The following is a 575-nucleotide window of genomic DNA, read 5'->3' as shown; positions in this document are numbered from 1 at the left end:
TAAAAAGATCTAGAATAGGGGATAAATAAAGCTTCTCTCCAAACAGATGAAACTCTGTAATATCTGTGACCCATTTTTCATTTGGTTTAGACGCTTCAAAGTCGCGTTTAAGAATGTTAGGAGCGATCCTTCCTTTTTTCCCACGGTACGAGCGATATTTTTTGAGTCGCACGAGGCTCTTTAATCCTAATTCTTTCATCAGTCTATATACGGTCTTGTGATTAATAGAATACCCTAGTCTACCCAGCTCTAAAGTAATACGACGGTAACCGTATCTACCTTGGTGCTCATGAAAAATATGCTTAATTAATTGTTTCATCTCTTTGTATTTATCAGGACCCTTAAAAGCTTTCGTCCAGTAATAATAAGTACTACGAGCGATTTTAGCTACCTTTATAAGGTCGACGACCTTATACTCATGCCTTAATTCAAACACTATTTGGGCTTTTTCTCGCTCTTTGATTCCCTTGATGCTTGAACTAAGGCGTTTAACTTTTTTAAATACGCAATTTCCATTCGTAGGTATTCATTTTCCTTTAGTAACTCTTCATTTGTCTTGTCTGTATCAAGATTTT

At 36.0% G+C, this 575-nt stretch carries 1 pseudogene; it reads right to left on the bottom strand.

Annotation, left to right across the window (positions count from 1 at the left end):
• Positions 1 to 575, bottom strand: a pseudogene (locus tag ACN6NE_RS31030) (IS3 family transposase); the annotation flags it as partial.

Source organism: Priestia sp. 53B2 (genome assembly GCF_056099005.1).
The sequence above is the reverse complement of the archived record's forward strand: the minus strand, read 5'-3'. Positions and strand labels throughout refer to the sequence as shown.